At 66.5% G+C, this 14,838-nt stretch carries 19 protein-coding genes and 1 riboswitch; of the genes, 4 read left to right on the forward strand and 15 right to left on the reverse strand.

Annotated elements, in window-relative coordinates:
• Positions 1-5: 5 nt before the first annotated feature.
• Positions 6-1,061: a zinc-dependent alcohol dehydrogenase family protein gene (locus AC6JAM_RS16200; RefSeq protein WP_134163822.1), complete on the forward strand. Its 1,056-nt coding sequence runs from the start codon at positions 6-8 to the stop codon at positions 1,059-1,061.
• A gap of 12 nt (positions 1,062-1,073) precedes the next feature.
• On the opposite strand, the gene AC6JAM_RS16205 is transcribed toward AC6JAM_RS16200, so the two are convergent.
• Positions 1,074-1,538 (reverse strand): pyridoxamine 5'-phosphate oxidase family protein, encoded by a 465-nt coding sequence (locus AC6JAM_RS16205; protein ID WP_018768459.1) that lies wholly within the window; start codon positions 1,536-1,538, stop codon positions 1,074-1,076.
• Between the two features lie 162 nt (positions 1,539-1,700).
• Here AC6JAM_RS16205 and AC6JAM_RS16210 point away from each other — a divergent pair, with 162 nt between their 5' ends.
• Positions 1,701-2,684, forward strand: coding sequence for a S1C family serine protease (locus AC6JAM_RS16210; protein ID WP_497935254.1), 984 nt, complete (start codon positions 1,701-1,703; stop codon positions 2,682-2,684).
• A gap of 49 nt (positions 2,685-2,733) precedes the next feature.
• Here AC6JAM_RS16210 and AC6JAM_RS16215 read toward each other — a convergent pair whose 3' ends face one another.
• The 10 genes from AC6JAM_RS16215 to AC6JAM_RS16260 form a co-directional block, all read right to left on the reverse strand.
• Positions 2,734-3,111, reverse strand: coding sequence for a hypothetical protein (locus AC6JAM_RS16215; RefSeq protein WP_018768457.1), 378 nt, complete (start codon positions 3,109-3,111; stop codon positions 2,734-2,736).
• A gap of 62 nt (positions 3,112-3,173) precedes the next feature.
• Positions 3,174-3,572, reverse strand: coding sequence for a fluoride efflux transporter FluC (locus AC6JAM_RS16220; RefSeq protein WP_478223203.1), 399 nt, complete (start codon positions 3,570-3,572; stop codon positions 3,174-3,176).
• Positions 3,569-4,006 (reverse strand): fluoride efflux transporter FluC, encoded by a 438-nt coding sequence (locus AC6JAM_RS16225; protein ID WP_134163824.1) that lies wholly within the window; start codon positions 4,004-4,006, stop codon positions 3,569-3,571. Before AC6JAM_RS16225 ends, AC6JAM_RS16220 begins: the two co-directional genes overlap by 4 nt.
• Positions 3,978-4,691, reverse strand: coding sequence for a metal-dependent transcriptional regulator (locus AC6JAM_RS16230; RefSeq protein WP_018768454.1), 714 nt, complete (start codon positions 4,689-4,691; stop codon positions 3,978-3,980). Before AC6JAM_RS16230 ends, AC6JAM_RS16225 begins: the two co-directional genes overlap by 29 nt.
• Before the next feature lie 45 nt (positions 4,692-4,736).
• The gene (locus AC6JAM_RS16235) at positions 4,737-5,495 is read right to left on the reverse strand and encodes a class I SAM-dependent methyltransferase (RefSeq protein ID WP_142072213.1); all 759 of its coding nucleotides are present in this window, start codon (positions 5,493-5,495) and stop codon (positions 4,737-4,739) included.
• Between the two features lie 101 nt (positions 5,496-5,596).
• Complete coding sequence (locus AC6JAM_RS16240; RefSeq protein WP_497935257.1) at positions 5,597-7,015, reverse strand: aminotransferase class V-fold PLP-dependent enzyme; 1,419 nt, start codon at positions 7,013-7,015, stop codon at positions 5,597-5,599.
• A 36-nt stretch (positions 7,016-7,051) separates the two neighbouring features.
• Positions 7,052-7,165, reverse strand: a riboswitch (SAM riboswitch).
• A 152-nt stretch (positions 7,166-7,317) separates the two neighbouring features.
• A complete protein-coding gene (gene hisN, locus AC6JAM_RS16245; protein WP_018768451.1) occupies positions 7,318-8,130 on the reverse strand; it encodes a histidinol-phosphatase in 813 nt (270 codons plus the stop codon).
• Between the two features lie 44 nt (positions 8,131-8,174).
• Complete coding sequence (gene rsgA, locus AC6JAM_RS16250) at positions 8,175-9,290, reverse strand: ribosome small subunit-dependent GTPase A (protein ID WP_018768450.1); 1,116 nt, start codon at positions 9,288-9,290, stop codon at positions 8,175-8,177.
• Entirely contained in the window at positions 9,274-10,662 is a 1,389-nt protein-coding gene (aroA, locus tag AC6JAM_RS16255; protein WP_497935259.1) for a 3-phosphoshikimate 1-carboxyvinyltransferase, read from the reverse strand. The genes rsgA and aroA overlap by 17 nt, the downstream gene beginning before the upstream one ends.
• 6 nt (positions 10,663-10,668) lie before the next feature.
• Entirely contained in the window at positions 10,669-11,217 is a 549-nt protein-coding gene (locus AC6JAM_RS16260; protein WP_018768448.1) for a DoxX family protein, read from the reverse strand.
• Between the two features lie 275 nt (positions 11,218-11,492).
• Between AC6JAM_RS16260 and AC6JAM_RS16265 the strand changes: the two genes are divergently transcribed.
• Positions 11,493-12,266, forward strand: a complete 774-nt coding sequence (locus AC6JAM_RS16265; RefSeq protein WP_235509705.1) for a sigma-70 family RNA polymerase sigma factor — start codon at positions 11,493-11,495, stop codon at positions 12,264-12,266.
• Positions 12,263-12,523, forward strand: a complete 261-nt coding sequence (gene rsrA, locus AC6JAM_RS16270) for a mycothiol system anti-sigma-R factor (protein ID WP_018768446.1) — start codon at positions 12,263-12,265, stop codon at positions 12,521-12,523. The genes AC6JAM_RS16265 and rsrA overlap by 4 nt, the downstream gene beginning before the upstream one ends.
• Positions 12,524-12,627: 104 nt before the next feature.
• On the opposite strand, the gene AC6JAM_RS16275 is transcribed toward rsrA, so the two are convergent.
• From AC6JAM_RS16275 to AC6JAM_RS16290, 4 genes are all read right to left on the reverse strand, one after another.
• A complete protein-coding gene (locus AC6JAM_RS16275; RefSeq protein ID WP_369299106.1) occupies positions 12,628-12,702 on the reverse strand; it encodes a 50S ribosomal protein bL37 in 75 nt (24 codons plus the stop codon).
• 119 nt (positions 12,703-12,821) lie between these two features.
• Positions 12,822-13,283, reverse strand: coding sequence for a PadR family transcriptional regulator (locus tag AC6JAM_RS16280; protein ID WP_497935260.1), 462 nt, complete (start codon positions 13,281-13,283; stop codon positions 12,822-12,824).
• Positions 13,283-14,116, reverse strand: a complete 834-nt coding sequence (locus AC6JAM_RS16285; RefSeq protein WP_018768444.1) for a DUF4097 family beta strand repeat-containing protein — start codon at positions 14,114-14,116, stop codon at positions 13,283-13,285. Before AC6JAM_RS16285 ends, AC6JAM_RS16280 begins: the two co-directional genes overlap by 1 nt.
• Before the next feature lie 87 nt (positions 14,117-14,203).
• Entirely contained in the window at positions 14,204-14,803 is a 600-nt protein-coding gene (locus AC6JAM_RS16290; RefSeq protein WP_134163829.1) for a GDSL-type esterase/lipase family protein, read from the reverse strand.
• Between the last annotated feature and the right edge of the window lie 35 nt (positions 14,804-14,838).

A 14,838-nucleotide genomic window follows, 5' to 3' on the forward strand; every position in this document is an offset into this window, starting at 1 on the left:
GACACATGAAAGCCCTCGTCTACGGCGGACCGGGTGACAAGTCATGGACTGATGTCCCCGACCCCCGGATCCAGCAACCCGGCGACGTCATCGTCAAGGTCGATACCACCACGATCTGCGGCACCGACCTGCATATCCTCAAAGGTGACGTACCCGCCGTCGAAAAGGGCCGGATCCTGGGACATGAGGCGGTGGGAACCATTGTGGAAACCGGGCCTTCCGTGACCGGCCTGAAGGTGAATGACCGTGTCATCATCTCGTGCATCAAATCCTGCGGCCACTGTGCCAACTGCAAGACCGGACTCTATTCGCACTGCCTGGGAGGCGAGGGCCAGGAAGGCACCGGGTGGATCTTCGGACACCTGATCGACGGGACCCAGGCGGAGTATGTCCGCGTGCCGTACGCCGAAAACTCGCTGCACCTGCTGCCCTCGGGCGTCAGCGACGAACAGGCCGTCATGCTCTCCGATATCCTCCCCACCGGATTCGAAATAGGTGTCCAGTACGGCCGGGTGAAGCCCGGCGACACCGTGGCCGTTGTTGGTGCCGGGCCGGTGGGCCTGGCGGCGATCACCACGGCAGGACTGTACGGCGCAGCGACTGTGGTGGCCATCGACCTGGACGCCAACCGCCTGGCGAAGGCAAGGGAGTTCGGCGCCACGGACACTGTCCTTTCCGGCAGCAGTGACTGGAAGGAACAGGTCCTGGCCCTGACCGGCGGACAGGGCGTCGATGTGGCCATCGAAGCTGTTGGCGTGCCGGCAACATTTGGCATGTGCACCGACATAGTGCGGCCGGGTGGATCGGTGGCGAACGTTGGGGTGCACGGAAAACCGGTGGAGCTGCACCTGGAAAACCTGTGGATCCAAAACATCAACATCAGCATGGGGCTGGTGAATACCAACACGACGCCCATGCTGCTCAAGCTTGTGGCCCAGGGAAAGATCAGGGCGGAGAAGTTCGCCACGCACCATTTCAGTTTCGACCAGTTCCTTGACGCCTACGACACGTTTTCCCGGGCAGCCGAAACCAAGGCCCTCAAAGTGATCATCACGGCGTGAGACCGGAGGCCGCTACAGCCAGTCGGCGGAAAAATCGACCGGCGGCCACCAGCGGGTCCGCGGCGTGACAGCGAAACGGCGGCCGGTGATATCGGTGGGGGTAATGGCCACCAAGTGGTCCTTGATCCCCGGTTCCCAAGGTTCCCGGTCGGCGTCTTCCTCCGGAAGCTTCATGCTGGCTTCATCGAATGGCTGCGGCCTGCCCTTGGCGACAACGCTCCAGACCTGAGTGGCGTATGGGTTGAGGCCGTCCACCTCCAAGGCGGCAACCGAGCCGCTGAGCAGGGCACGGAGCTTGGTCCCCGGCGCCGTGCGGAACAGCAGGGTGTCGCCGGCGACCGAAAAATTCACGGGAAAAATCTCGGGAACGTCACCGTTGATGACCGCCAGCCGCCCGATATAGGAGGACCGAAGGTACCGCCAGCACTCCTCAGCGTTCAGTATTTCCGTTTGAGACCCTGCAGGGGAGTCAGTCATGCTCCGATCCTAAAGCCTTGACAGCCGCACCGCACCGCAATGCCGGCGTTCACCCACGGCGTAGCTCCACCGGGAGTGGACCGTGCCCGGCCATTGTTGTCTCCCGTAAGGACCCGTAAAGGGCATGGATTGCCGGAAGCGGCACCAGACCGGAGGTGCGTCATGGAACAGGCGCGGGAACCCATATCCACCGGAGACGAGGACGTCCTGGACTCGTACTCGCAAACGGTCATGCGTGTCGCGGCAGCGGTTACGCCCCACGTGGCAGCCATCGAGATGACCGCGAATAGGGGCAACGGCAGGGTGAGGGTGGGCGCCGGCTCGGCCGTTCTCTTCACGGAGGACGGATACCTGCTCACCAACTCACACGTCGTGGCAGGCACCCGGCACGGTTTTGCGGTGTTTGGAGACGGGAGCCGGATGGAACTGGAACTGGTGGGAGCCGACCCCCTGTCCGATCTTGCAGTGGTTCACGGTTCGCGGCCCAAGGTGCCACCTGCTCAGTTCGGCGCGGCCGAGACCCTGCGCGTGGGCCAGCTTGTGATTGCCGTCGGAAACCCACTGGGCCTGGCGGGGTCAGTCACCGCGGGCGTGGTCAGCGGTTTGGGCAGGGCCATTCCAGTCTGGGCGGGCGGCAACAGGAGGGTGATCGAGGACGTTATCCAGACGGACGCAGCGCTGAACCCAGGCAACTCCGGTGGAGCGCTGGCGGACACGCACTCCAGGATCGTCGGCATCAACACCGCAGTGGCGGGCGCTGGGCTGGGGCTCGCCATACCAATCAATGCCACCACCCGCAGGATCATCTCCGCGCTCCTGTCAGACGGGAGGGTACGCCGTGCCTACCTGGGCCTTGTCAGCACGCCCATCCGGCTCAACCCCAGCGCTGTGATCCGCAGCGGGCTGCGCGAAGGGCTCCGCGTCGTGGAGGTGCTGCCCGGCTCGCCGGCGGACAAAGCAGGCCTTGCCGCGGGTGACATTATCGTCACCGCCGGAGGCCGTCCCGTCAGCAACGCCGAAAGCCTGCAGCGGCTCCTCTTTTCCGATGCCATCGGCGAGCCGCTGGACGTGAAGGTACTCCGCGACGGCACCGAGTTGCACCTCACCGCCGTCCCGGAAGAAATGACAGGCAACGGCGCAGGATAATGCCCGACGCCGGACCGAAGGTACCCGGGGCACGTCACCTGGGGCGGGCCTAGGGACGGACTGGAGGCGCTTCCACGTCCGCGATGCCCACGAAACGGGTCCCCACGCCGTCGTACTCGCTGCGGACGCACCCGGGGCGGACGGCGGGAACATCGGAAGGCGCATGATGGCTGCATACCACGTAGGTGAAGTCCGGCCACCACTTCTTGGGCCGGGCCGCCTCCTCATAGCCACAGACGGCGCATTCCAGGTGCACCCACACCGGCCGCTTGCCCGTCCGGTTGGCGCGTGACTGCACCAGCCATGGCGGAGGATTGTCGAGGATGGCGCGGAGTTCGGCCTCCGTCATCCACTTCGGCAGGCCGTGGCGCTGCGCCATCTCAAGGGGAACATCAAGGGTTATTGCGGCGTCGCGTCTGCTGATCATCACCTTCCACCATACGGGAGGCCGCCAAATCGCCGGCCGGGCCCCCAACGGGAACAGCGTCGCTAGGAAGCCAGTGCACTGCCAGCGGCCGCGGCAGCAAAGCCAAGGCCCAGGTTGACCGCCAAGTTCAGGGCCGCGGCGCCGAACCGTGCTTCGCTGAGCAGGCGGATGGTGGCGGTGGTCCACGAACTGAAGGTGGTAAGTCCGCCGGCCAGTCCGGTGGCCAAACCCACCTGCCATTCCGCGCCCAGTCCCAGCCCGGCGGTCAGGCCGTGTGCCAGACCGATGATGAAGCAGCCGACGACGTTGACCAGCAGGGTGGCCCAGGGCCAGTGCAACGCCGCACGGCCATCGGTGCGGACGCTGCGGATGCTGCTGTGGTGTGCGAACCAGCTGTCGATCCCGAACCGCAGCAGCGCCCCGGCCACGCCAAACACTCCCACCAGGGCTGCCGTGATCATGCCGGGCCCCGGTTCCGGGCGATGAGCCTTCCGGTGCGCCAGCCCAGGCCTGCCGCCGAAAGGCCGAGCAACAGCGACAAGCCCAGGTAAAGGAGCCATACGGGGTGCTCACCCGCGCGTGCCAACTGGTCGGAGGCGAAAATGACCGCGGAAAAGGTGGTGAAGGAACCCAGCAGGCCCGGCCCGATGCCGGCGCGCAGCCAGAAGGCCGTGTGCGGGCGTGCCATCCAGACGGTGGTCAAAGCCGCGAGGACGAAACTGCCGCTGATGTTGATGCCCAGCGTGGCCCACGGGACCGAACCGGGCGCGTCCGGAAACGCCAGGCCCAGCCCGTAGCGCAGCTCACTGCCGATCAGTCCGCCGGCGGCGACAGCCAGCCAGGCACGGGCGGTGGGCAACGCCACGTCAGAGCCCGTCCAGGGCGCAGCCGGCATGCGGCGCGTCGCTGGAGACCCAGAGCGCCGAGGCGATTTCCTCAGCGAAATCGTACTCACGGGCGCCGCCGGGACCACCGATCCGCACCACCAGGGCTCCGCCGAAAGGCCGCCGTCCCACCACCTCGACGTCCGCATCAAGGTCGATGGCCTGGGCGGCCAGGTAGCGCAGCAGTTCCGGGTTGTCGTCGCTGATCCGGGTGATCCTGCCGGTATGTCCCTGGTCCAGCTCGGCGAGGAGGTGCGCGCGCGGCATCAGCACCTGCCCGTCCGCCGTGGGGATTGGATCGCCGTGCGGGTCACGCTTCGGGTCCCCGAGCTTGGCGGCGACCCGTTCGATGAACGTGTCCGATACGGCGTGTTCGAGTTGTTCAGCCTCATCGTGGACTTCGTCCCAGCTGTATCCGAGCCGCTGGACAAGGTATGTCTCGATCAGCCGGTGGCGCCGGACCATGGACAGCGCCAGCCGCAGGCCGGCCTCGGTCAGCGTGACGGCGCTGTAGGGCTTGTGGTCCACCAGGCCCTGGTCCTTGAGTTTGCGGACCATTTCCGAAACCGAGGAATTTGCCACCCCCAGCCGCTGTGCGAGCTGGGAGGACGTGATGGGCTTGTCCTGCCATTCGGTAAAGGAATAAATGACCTTGACGTAATCCTCGATCGAGGAGGAGGGCGCGCTGGTCTTCACGAATCCAAGCCTACCGGCTCTGCAGGCGCCATACGGGATGCGCCGTCATGCCTTGACGGCCCGCCAAGCCAGGGTGAGGTAGGGAAGGTCGATTTCCTGGTCAGGGGTGTAGGCAAGGTGTTCGTGCAGGTACCAGTCCAGGTTGGCCAGGACCTTGGCCCGCGTTGCCTCGCCGGCCCGGAGGTAGTAGCTGCGGGATTTAGTGAGTTCCATCAGGTCCGTGGTGTCCACTGTGTCCTGCCAGTGGGTGACATGCCCTTCGAGCCCCTGGAACTCCGGGCCGATGACGGGCTTGTGCCCCGGCCGGTAGACGTCGCCTGCGTGCATGATCCGGGAGAGCCGGTGCACCCAGGGCACTGAGGTGTCCAGCTGGTTCCACACCAGGCCGAGGGTTCCGTGCGGGCGCAGCACGCGGGCCAGTTCGGTGCTTGCCGCCAGGGCGTCGCACCAGTGCCACGCCTGGGCTACGGTGACGACGTCGAAGCTGGCGTCGGGCAGGCCTGTCGCCTCGGCAGTCCCCGGCATCGCCGTGGCAGCCGGGTAGTGTTCCGTGAGCTGGGCGAGCATGTCCGCCGAGGGGTCCACGGCCGTGACGTCCAGCCCCATGTCCAGCAGCAGCGCGGTGAACTTTCCGGTACCGGCACCAACGTCGAGGGCTTCATGGGCGTCGGCGGGCACCAGCCACCGGGCTGACTCCTCAGGGTAGCCGGGCCGGACGCGCTGGTAGTGCCTGCCGCCGTCCTGGAAGCTCTGGCCCAGTTCCCTGCGCCGCCCGTGATCAAGCTTGGGGCCACCCCGAACCACGCGTGGCCTCCTTCAGCTGACGTCCTGCGGTACCTTTCGAATTTACCGCATTCCCCTGGCACACGGTCAGCCGGCTGAAACAGGAGTGGCGGTTTCCGGCGTCAGTCGTCGATGCAGGGCGCTGCGCCGGCTGTTCCAGGGGTGTTGGGCGCCCAGTGCGGGTAGGTGCGGGTGTCGTTGGCAGGGACCCAGCGGCCTGCGTCCACCACGTAGTCCCAGCCCAGCCCGTTGCTCCGGAGCGCCTGGATGCCGGCCAGCAGGCGCTCGGCATCTTCCAGGCGCGAACCGACGCCGAAGCTGGCGCGGAGGGAACCGGACGGCAGGCCCAGGCGCTTCAGCAGGGGATGGGCGCAGAAGCGCCCGTCACGCAGGCCCACGCCATGCTCTGCCGAAAGGTACGCCGCCACCAGTCCTGCGTCGTAACCCTCGACGGAGAAGTTGACCACCCCGATGGTGTCCGTTTCGGGGTTGGTGTCCTTGAAGATCTGGTGAACCGTGACGCCGTCGATCCGCTGGAGTCCCTCCACCATAAAGGAGCGGATGGCGGACTCGTGGGCGTGCCAGCGTGCCTGGTCCAGGCCTGCAATGACCTGGGTGGCGCGGGCCAGCGTGGCGGCCCCCAGGACGTTCGGCGAGCCCCCCTCATGGCGGGCCGGGCCGGTGGCCCAGCTGACGCCGTCGAGCCTGGCTTCCTTGACGGCGCCGCCGCCGGCGAGGTGCGGGACGCCGGCGTCCAGCCAGTCCGGGCGCCCCACCAGGACGCCGGCGCCGAAGGGCGCGTACAGCTTGTGGCCTGAGAAGGCGAGGTAGTCGACGTCATCCGCGCTGATGTCTATGCGGCGGTGCGGCGCGAGCTGGGCCGCATCCACCACGATCCGTGCGCCATGTTCGTGGGCCAGCGCGGCCAGCGCCCGGATGGGGAGGATTTCGCCGGTCACGTTGGAGGCCCCCGTGACCGCGACCAAGCTGACACCGCCCTGTCCAAGCTCGGCACGTACGGCCTCAAGGGTGCCGGTGATGGTGTCGGCGGCGACGATGCTGCGGTGCGGGACGCCCTGCCACGGCAGGAGATTGGCGTGGTGTTCGATGTCCAGGTACAGCACTTCGCCGTCGTGGCGGCCATCGGTCACGGGAAGGCAGCCGGCCAGCAGGTTCAGCGAATCCGTCGTGTTGCGGGTGAAGATGACCGAATCATCCGGGCGGCCGCCCACGAAATCCCTGACGATGCTGCGCGCGTTCTCGTACACGGAGGTGCTGATCTGGGATGCGTATCCTGCCCCGCGGTGGACGCTGGCGTAGTAGGGGAGGATCTCATTCAGGTAAGCGGATACTACGGACAGTGCCGGGGCGGAGGCGCCGTAATCGAGGTTGGCGTACCGCACGTGGCCGCCTGAAATCAGGGGCGCCTGGATTTCGGCGCCGGTGACGGCAGCGAGCGGCCGGCCGGCTGCGGCGTGGCGTGCATGGGGGACGGCAGCTTCGGCAATGACGGGCTGGGGGGAGACGGTGGCAGTTGTCACAGAGACCTCACTTGGTACAGGACTCCGGCATAGTGGAATCCGCGCTTGCCGCATCCGCTCCGGACCGGCCTGGTCGTCACCCGGGGCACCCCACCGCGAATGGAGGGTTGCCGGCCAGCAAACCGGGGTTTTGCGCTGGCACTCGTGACCTGCATAAAAGCGTAGGACATGGGGCGGCCAGGACTGAAGCCGCGGCAATTGTTAAGGGCTTTGTTACGCGCCCCCGAATAAACGACGCCGGGCACCTGCCTTGGGAGGTGTCCGGCGTCGCATTATTCGTTCAAACGTGGAAAGCGCGTGAGTTACAGCAGATCGTCCAGGTACGGGTTCAATCGGTGCAGGACCTCCGAGTGCAGGATTGAGTTCGTGGCCAGGGCGTTCCCGCCGAACGGGCCGTCCTCGCCTTCCAGGGATGTGAACCGGCCGCCGGCCTCCACCACGATCGGCACCAGGGCAGCCATGTCATAGAGGTTCAGCTCGGGTTCGCAGGCGATGTCCACGGAGCCCTCGGCCACCATGCAATACGACCAGAAATCCCCGTAGGCCCGGGTCCGCCAAACGTCCTCGGTAAGGCCGAGGAACTCGTCAAGGTTTCCGCGTTCCTTCCACCCGCCCAGGCTGGAGTAGGAGAGGGAGGCGTCGGAAAGCTTCGACACGTTGGACACGCGGAGGCGGGTGGCGGCGGCAAGGGACCTGCCCATGTACGCGCCCATGCCTTTCGCCGCCCACCAGCGCTTGCCCAGGGCCGGGGCGCTGACGACGCCCACCACCGGTTCGCCCTCATCCACGAGGGCGATCAGCGTGGCCCATACGGGAACGCCGCGGACAAAGTTCTTGGTTCCGTCAATGGGGTCGATGATCCAGCGCCGGGAACCGTGGCCGGTGCTGCCGAATTCCTCGCCCAGGACGGCGTCGCGTGGGCGTGAACGGGAGAGCTGGCCCCGGATGGCTTCCTCGGCGGCCTTGTCCGCGTCGGTGACCGGCGTCAGGTCCGGCTTGGTCTCAACGTGGAGGTCCAGGGCCTTGAAGCGGCTCATGGTCTGGTCGTCCACGGAGTCGGCCAGGACATGGGCCAGGCGCAGGTCATCGTTGTAGCTCGAAGCGGGTTGGATCATGGTTCCAAACTACCGTCTGTGGACGGTTCTGCCGGGAGAACGCGTCAGTTGACGCTGCCGAGCTCCTTGGTTTCCTGTGCTTCCATCCTCGGGTCCGTACCAAGCAGGCGCCGCAGCGAGGCCAGCCGGGCCGCGCCGGTGGGACCTGCGTGTCCGCCTGCCACCCAGTCGTCGAGGCCGCAGTTCACTGCTGTTGCGGTGTGCTTGCAGCCCCGTTCGCAGTTCTCGATGCCGGGGGAGAGGTCCGGGAAGGAGCGCAGGATGCGGTCAGGGTCCACGTGCGCCAGGCCAAAGGAACGGATGCCGGGGGTATCGATGATCCAGCTGCCGGGAGGCGCGTCCGCCAACCGCAAGGCAAGGGCCGACGACGACGTGTGGCGGCCGCGCCCGGTCACGGCATTCACGCCGCCGGTGGCCCGCTCGGCGCCGGTCAGGGCGTTCACCATGGTGGACTTGCCGACGCCGGAGTGCCCCAGCATAACGGTGACCTTGCCATCGAGATGGTCCCGCAGCGCCGCCACTGCGGCGCTGTCCAGCCGCGCCGAGAGCCCGTCATCGGACCGGGCATCGATTCCCGACGCCTGCGCATCCGCCGTCTTGCTGATGATCACCGGGAAGTCCAGGTGCGTGTAGTTGGAAAGCAGGTCCGCGGGGTCTTTGACGTCGGCCTTGGTGACCAGCAGGATGGGTTCGATTCCGGCGTCGTATGCGGCCACGAGCGCGCGGTCGATGAACCCCGTGCGGGGTTCCGGGTTGGCGGCAGCCACCACGATCACCAGTTGGTCGGCGTTGGCCACCACCGCGCGCTCCACGGGGTCGGTGTCGTCGGCGCTGCGGCGCAGGAGGGTGTGGCGGTCCTGGATCTTCACCAGCCGGGCCAGCGTGTCCGGCGCGCCGGAGACGTCCCCCACGAGCGAGACGAAGTCGCCTGCCACAACGGGCGAGCGCCGAAGTTCCCGGGCGCGCGCGGCAATGACAACGCGCTCATTCTCCGAGTCCTCGTCCACTACCGCGGTGTACCGCCCGCGGTCCACCGTGATGATCCGTCCGGTCACGGCGTCGTCGTGGCTGGGGCGGTCTTTGGTGCGCGGCCGGGAGCCCTTCTTGCTGGGACGGATCCGAACGTCCGATTCGTCCCAGGAATCAGTGCTCCGCGCCACTGCCGCGCCCTTCCGGTCCGACTGCGGACCCTTCTCCCTGGGCCAGCATGCCGGCCCACAGCTGCGGGAAATCCGGCATGGTCTTGGCCGTGGTGCCGATGTCCTCCACCTGTACGCCTTCGACGGCGAGTCCCAGGATTGCGCCGGCCGTGGCCATGCGGTGGTCGGCGTAGCTGTGGACGACGCCGGCGTGCAGCCGGGCGGGCCGGATCACCAGGCCGTCGCTGGTTTCCTCTGCGTCACCGCCCAGCCGGTTGATCTCCGATACCAGGGCCGCGAGCCTGTCCGTCTCGTGTCCCCTCAGGTGGGCGATGCCGCTGAGGCGGGAAGGCCCCGTGGCAAGGGCACACAGGGCCGCGACCGTGGGAGCCAGTTCACTGGTGTCCGCGAAGTTGCCGCCCTTGATCTCCGGGCCGCCGGTGACGGTCAGGACACCGTCAGCCAGGGTGACCGAGGCGCCCATGCTGGCCAGGATTCCGCGCCACAGGTCCCCCACCTGCTGCGTTTCAGCAGGCCAGTTGGGAATCCGTACGGTGCCCCGCGTGGCCAGGGCCGCAGCCAGGAAGGGCCCGGCGTTGGAAAGGTCCTGTTCAATCCGCTGGTCGAAGGCGCGGATGGGTCCCGGCGCCACCACCCAGTGGTTGGGGACGGAGTCGTCCACTGAAACGCCGGCACCGCGCAGGACGGCCACTGTCATGTTGATGTGGTCCAGGCTGGGTACCGGCTTGCCCACATGTTCCAGGTGCAGGCCGTCGTCGAACCTTGCGCCCACCAGGAGGAGGGCGGAGACGAACTGCGAGGAGGCGCTGGCATCGATCACCAGATGGCCGCCGCGGACTGCGCCGTTGCCTTCCACCACAAAAGGGAGCGACGACGGCGCGCTGCCGTCTTCGGCGGAAACGGCCACGCCCAGGGCTTTGAGGGCTTCGATGATGGTTCCCATGGGGCGCTTGCGGGCGTGGGGATCGCCGTCGAACACGCTGGCTCCGTTGCGGAGCGCCGCCAGCGGTGGAACGAACCGCATGACGGTGCCGGCAAGTCCGCAGTCGATCCTGGTGTGGGACGCAGCCGCTGCCGCCGGCAGCGGAACCACCTCCAGGTCGGGCCCAAAGGCGCCGTCCCCGGGCACTTCGGTGATGACGGCACCGAGCTGCCGCAGTGCGTCGACCATGAGTGCTGAGTCCCTGGAATGCAGGGGGGCCCGCAGCCGGGAGGGGCCGTCCGCGAGGGCTGCCAGGACCAGGTACCTGTTTGTCAGGGACTTCGATCCGGGCACCGTCACGGTGGCGTTAACGGGCCGGGACGCAAAGGGTGCGGCCCAGTGCTGGACAGGCGTTCCGGACCCGTCCCGGGTGGCAACTGCTGCGGTCATTCGTGTTTATGCTCCCGTAGCGTGTTCGACGGCGCGGCGCACGGCCTTGTCCGCCTTGTTCAGCTTCTTGGTGGTGGTCCTGCGCGCGTCGGCGGCCAGGTGCGAGGCGTTCCGACGGGCATCGGCCGCCAGGTGCTCGGCGCGCCAGGCCAGGCCGGGCTTGCCGGCGGTGTCCACGGAAGCGAGCAGGGCGCCGCCGCTCAGCGAGAGGTTCTTGAGCAGCTGGTTCCGGCGGCTTTCGCGGCCTTCCTTGCTGCTGATATCCGCGCTGCGCCATTCAACGAAGGTGTTCAGGAGCGAAATCACCGTCAACAGGCCCGCGGAGAGCCGGGAAAACTTGCCAAGGCCGAACAGGACGCCGGCCCCTACCTGGGTTCCGCCAATCACACGTGCGAGGGTGGTTTCGTTCGCCTGGAAGGGAAGCGAGGCTGCAGCCTTGCGCAGCAGCGGTGAGAGCTGCTGTGCGGTGTCGTCTGCGTTCCTGAGCTTATCCAGTCCGGCGAGAACGAAACTGGAGGCGAGCATGGGCCGTGCGAGCGTGCGGACAAAGGACATGGATTTCCTCCTGGATGGACGAGCCGCGCCGAGCGGCGGAGTCGGTCCTAGTCTTGCACTTTTGGGGAATATTTGCCCGTGGGAGGCGGTTATGGCAAACAGGTCCGCAACAGGGGCCTGACAATCATTCACCCGAAACAGAGCGGAGTTGGCCCTTGGGGAAGGTGTTGGACGGAACCAGGCAGGCGGGCCCGGTGGCAGTGGACAAGCTGGCCTCGGAACCGCCGGAATACGGCACGCCCCGGGCAGGGAGCCTGACAGTAGACTTGAAGGCAATGAACACCCTGGATCCGGCCGTTGCGGCCATGTATGAGGCTACCCCCGGCGAAGCAAACGGCAGGGCCGGTACCGCGCCTGTGCCTGCCGGACAGGCAGGCCCTGAATCATTGGCCGCAGAAGCGGATGCCGAGGATGCCACGCTGGACGTCGCCACCGAGAGCGTGGAGGAGCGCCGCCTTCGCTTTGAGCGGGATGCCATGCAGTACGTCGACCAGCTGTATTCCGCTGCCATGCGCATGGCCCGGAACCCGTCCGACGCGGAGGATCTGGTCCAGGAGGCCTATACCAAGGCTTTTTCGGCCTTCCACCAGTACAAGCCGGGAACAAACCTGAAAGCCTGGTTGTACCGGATCCTGACCAACACGTACATCAACCTCTACCGCAAGAGGCAGCGTGAGCCCCTGCAGTCCAACTCGGACAGCATTGAGGACTGGCAGCTGGCACGGGCGGAGTCGCACACCTCGAGCGGACTGCGCTCAGCCGAGGCTGAAGCCCTGGATCATCTTCCGGATTCGGACGTGAAGCGGGCGCTGCAGGACATCCCCGAAGAATTCCGGCTGGCGGTCTACTTCGCCGACGTTGAGGGCTTTGCCTACAAGGAAATCTCGGACATCATGAACACGCCCATCGGCACTGTGATGTCCCGGCTCCACCGCGGCCGGCGAATGTTGCGGGACATGCTCGCGGAATACGCCGCCGAGCGGGGATTTAAAACGGCCGCAGATGCCTCGGATGCGGCAGGAAGCAAAGCACAGGAGAACAGGAAATGAGCGACTGCCAGGGATTGGGCGATTGCGACGACACCAGGATGCAACGCATCTACGAATACCTTGACGGGGCGCTGACCCGCGAGGACCTCACGGAAATCAAGAACCACCTTGATGACTGCCCTGAGTGCACGGAACAGTATGACCTGGAGTGCGTCATCCGCAATATGGTCAAGCGCTCCTGCACGGAGTCCGCGCCGGACAACCTGAAGAACGCCATCCTGGACAGGATCCACACCATCCGTCCCGTGGAGGCCTAGGAACAGGCACGCGTTGCGCCGGTCAGGGCCGCAGACAGCAAAGGACCCCGGAAGCCGTTTGGCTTGCGGGGTCCTTCGCTTGAACCGTAGTTCCTGGCATTTGCCTAGGTGTTGGGGCGCTTCCCGTGGTTCGCGCCGCCACGCTTACGGTCACGACGCTTGCGTGCACGCTTGCTCATAGCTGGCCTCCTTACTGTTGGTACTCAAAAGAGCTGCCCTCAAGTCTCCCACATGATGTGGCGGCCCGCGAACCGGGTAGGGGCGGATGACCTGTGGAAGTGCGGCAGCAGGCGCCGCCTTAGGACTGCAGGGTGCTGCGGATGGCCGCGCGGGCGTCGTCGAGGGTTGTCCTGACGGTTTCCAGCGTCACAGGGCTGATGGGGCGGCGCATGGCCTGCCGCCGCAGGTCCGCGCAGAGCTCATCATGGAACTTCTGCACCATCAGTTCCACGTCAAGCCGTTGGACGGAGACGGCGATGTCATTCTCGACCCCCGCCAGATCGTCGCGGCGCCGGTTCAGTTCGGCAAGGCCGGCGGCTGTAATGCGGTAGTTGGTGCGCCGCCCGGCCGGCTCGGTGGCCACCAGGCCATCCTCCTCGAGCTTGCCCAGCCGGGGGTAGATGGTTCCGGCGCTTGGCGAATAAGTCCCCGCGAACCTTTCCTTGAGCGCCTTGATGAGCTCGTACCCGTGCTTGGGCCCGCTTTCCAGCAGCGCCAGCAGGTAGAGGCGCAACGCACCGTGTGCGAAGACGGGCGGCATCAGCCTTGCGCTTCCCCGTCGCCGTCAAGTGGTGCAGGAGCGTGGGATATGGACGTCTTGCCGGATACCGAATTGGTCCGGACGAGCATCAGCTGCCCGTCGGGCCCGGCAATGGTCTCCACTTTGCCGTTGGCCAGGAGGCACTGCCGGCCGTCAAGGATCACCGCTCCGCCGGCAGACTTGGCCACGATGTCGACGCCGACGTCGTGCGGCAGCCTGATAGCCAGATCCCCGGACACCGAGTTGGAGCCGAAGTCCCGGGTGAAGTCGAGCAGTTCAACGTCGAGGTGCCCGCTGACGGTGTTGGTGCGCACGTTGGTGAAGTATCCGGAGGCGGTAACCCTGCCTGAGACGCTCTTGGCCATGAGTACCCCGCGGTGGTTCCTGACCTCCACGCTGCCGCTGATGGTATTGACCTGCAGCTCGCCGGAGGTACTGTCCGCCACTACGGAACCTGACACGGTGTTCAGCCGGACACGGGCAGAGACGCCCGAAACCAGCCCGTCCCCGCTGACGGTCCCGGCCTCCACCTCCACACCCTGGGGAACAGCGATGGTGATGAGCGCGGAGTTGTCGCTGCTGTGGTTGACCGTCTCCATGAGGTTCTTGAACCAGCCCTGGGCTCCGTGCAGCTGGTGCCGCACTTCGAGCCTGCCGCTGTTCAGTGACACGGCTACCGGATCGCCGTGCACGTCGGCGAACTCCAGCCGCACCTGGGACCCCGCGTGCGCCGTGATCCTGAACCTGCCACGGACCATGCCCAGCTTCAGGGCCGTCACGCCGTCGACGTCCATGGTTTGCGGGTCGGTCACACTCCAGTTTTGCTCGGCCATGGTCCCCTCCAAAAGACGATATATCGCGTAGCCCCTACAACGTATCGCCGCAGGCGGGCAGGGTCAAGATATATCTCGAGCGGGCTACTACTGGGGGGCTTCCAGTCCCAGCCACTGGAACCAGCCGCGGTGCAGCACCAGCCATGCCATGAGGCCATAGCCTGCCTGGCCGGGCGTTCCACCGTTTGCGGCAAGGTCCTGGCGCCACTGTTCGTGGTTCAGCAGGGGCGAGAACGTGTCGACGTAGAGGTGCTTGCGGCGGGTGGTGACATCGGCGAAGGCCGTGTTCAGTTCGTCAAGCCGCCGGTTCTGGGCCGGGTCCAGCGTGGGAGGCGGCCCCACGACGAATACCTCGATCCGGTTCTGTGACGCCGAGTCCAGGATATTGGCCAGGTTCAGCCTGCTCCGTGCGGTGGAAAGACCGAATTCAATGTCCCGCCCGGACAGGCCGATGACCAGCCGGTTCTCCGCCTGGGGGCTGAAACGGCGGCCGGCTTCCTCCAGCCAACGTGCCGCAAGCCCCTCGGTGCCTTCCTGCGGACAGGGGAGGGCGTAGCTTTCCAGGAGCATTCCGTCCTGGGGAGTGCGGGCCAGGACGCGGCCCAGCCAGCCAAGTGCCCGGGGATCCCCCAGTCCGGCCAGCAGTTCGTCTCCTACAGCTGCGATCCGCAGCTTCCTGTCTTCCACGCGTTCCTCTTTACTTCGGTACGGGTTTACTTCGG

The organism is Arthrobacter sp. GmRoot5-12 (assembly GCF_059739365.1).

Coding starts and splice junctions, on each gene's coding strand:
- AC6JAM_RS16265 (WP_235509705.1), top strand. CDS start 11,493: ATGAACACCCTGGATCCGGCCGTTGCGGCCATGTATGAGGCTACCCCC.
- aroA (WP_497935259.1), bottom strand. CDS start 10,662: ATGACCGCAGCAGTTGCCACCCGGGACGGGTCCGGAACGCCTGTCCAG.
- AC6JAM_RS16205 (WP_018768459.1), bottom strand. CDS start 1,538: ATGACTGACTCCCCTGCAGGGTCTCAAACGGAAATACTGAACGCTGAG.
- AC6JAM_RS16225 (WP_134163824.1), bottom strand. CDS start 4,006: ATGCCGGCTGCGCCCTGGACGGGCTCTGACGTGGCGTTGCCCACCGCC.
- AC6JAM_RS16260 (WP_018768448.1), bottom strand. CDS start 11,217: ATGTCCTTTGTCCGCACGCTCGCACGGCCCATGCTCGCCTCCAGTTTC.
- AC6JAM_RS16220 (WP_478223203.1), bottom strand. CDS start 3,572: ATGATCACGGCAGCCCTGGTGGGAGTGTTTGGCGTGGCCGGGGCGCTG.
- hisN (WP_018768451.1), bottom strand. CDS start 8,130: ATGATCCAACCCGCTTCGAGCTACAACGATGACCTGCGCCTGGCCCAT.
- AC6JAM_RS16200 (WP_134163822.1), top strand. CDS start 6: ATGAAAGCCCTCGTCTACGGCGGACCGGGTGACAAGTCATGGACTGAT.
- AC6JAM_RS16215 (WP_018768457.1), bottom strand. CDS start 3,111: ATGATCAGCAGACGCGACGCCGCAATAACCCTTGATGTTCCCCTTGAG.
- AC6JAM_RS16210 (WP_497935254.1), top strand. CDS start 1,701: ATGGAACAGGCGCGGGAACCCATATCCACCGGAGACGAGGACGTCCTG.
- AC6JAM_RS16280 (WP_497935260.1), bottom strand. CDS start 13,283: ATGCCGCCCGTCTTCGCACACGGTGCGTTGCGCCTCTACCTGCTGGCG.
- rsrA (WP_018768446.1), top strand. CDS start 12,263: ATGAGCGACTGCCAGGGATTGGGCGATTGCGACGACACCAGGATGCAA.
- AC6JAM_RS16285 (WP_018768444.1), bottom strand. CDS start 14,116: ATGGCCGAGCAAAACTGGAGTGTGACCGACCCGCAAACCATGGACGTC.